General features: G+C 36.5%; 1 protein-coding gene. It reads right to left on the reverse strand.

Annotated features, from left to right (window positions below; all coding sequences use genetic code 11):
* The coding region (locus tag POTG_RS22570) for a hypothetical protein (protein ID WP_036646818.1) at window positions 1-621 on the reverse strand (621 nt) is incomplete at its 3' end.
* Window positions 622-798: the final 177 nt, after the last annotated feature.

Below are 798 nucleotides of genomic sequence, written 5' to 3' on the forward strand. Positions count from 1 at the left end.
AGCATTAGCAGTTTCAAAAATAATAGATAGAGGTGCGGGCGATAGAGGGTCTGTCTCTAAAAAGGAGACCTTTAAATCACTGGCCCTTACTCGAACCTTTTCAACATCTGAAGGTATAACAAAATCGTCACCAACTTTTGCTGTACGTAGTCTTGTTGCCGTAAAAGTTGAATTTACATCTTTATCGAGGTATGTGGCAGGTGAAAGTACAGAAGTATTTGTAACAGTAAAATTCCCTTTTAACCCTTTCAACCAATCACCAGTTACAACCATCGTATAAAACAATTCATATTTGTTTGTACCAACATAGTTGTACAAACTCATAGTTAATCCTCCAAAGACAACATCACTAGCGGTAATTGAGCTATTAGGTTTTACTAAAGGAATAGTTGCATGGAAGTTGCCGTTTGCATCACGTTGCAGGACAACTCCATCTTCCTGAAATTGGGCAGGAAGCATTTCTTGTAATGGTGCTGTTGTTATCTTTGCCTCTTTACCAGCCACTTGCTCTTCATAAACTGTACCGGCAACTTGAGTGGTTTCACCCATACCATATGCGCTTGTCGCAATAGATACTACGAGCATAATACAAAACAAAGCAGACGAGAATATCTTCTTCATTTAGATTCGAAACCCTCCCATTTTTTGAAGGCTGGCCAGCGATCAATTATTATTTTGTGACAATTCCATTATATCCCAATATATCAAGTTTTGTTATAGCATAAATGCAATTATATTGAATATTATATGTCATTATCCAAATATAGGAGATATTTTAAAAAACATCTAGATAGTGAT

The sequence above is a fragment of the Paenibacillus sp. oral taxon 786 str. D14 genome (assembly GCF_000159955.1).
GTDB lineage: Bacteria > Bacillota > Bacilli > Paenibacillales > Paenibacillaceae > Fontibacillus > Fontibacillus phoenicis.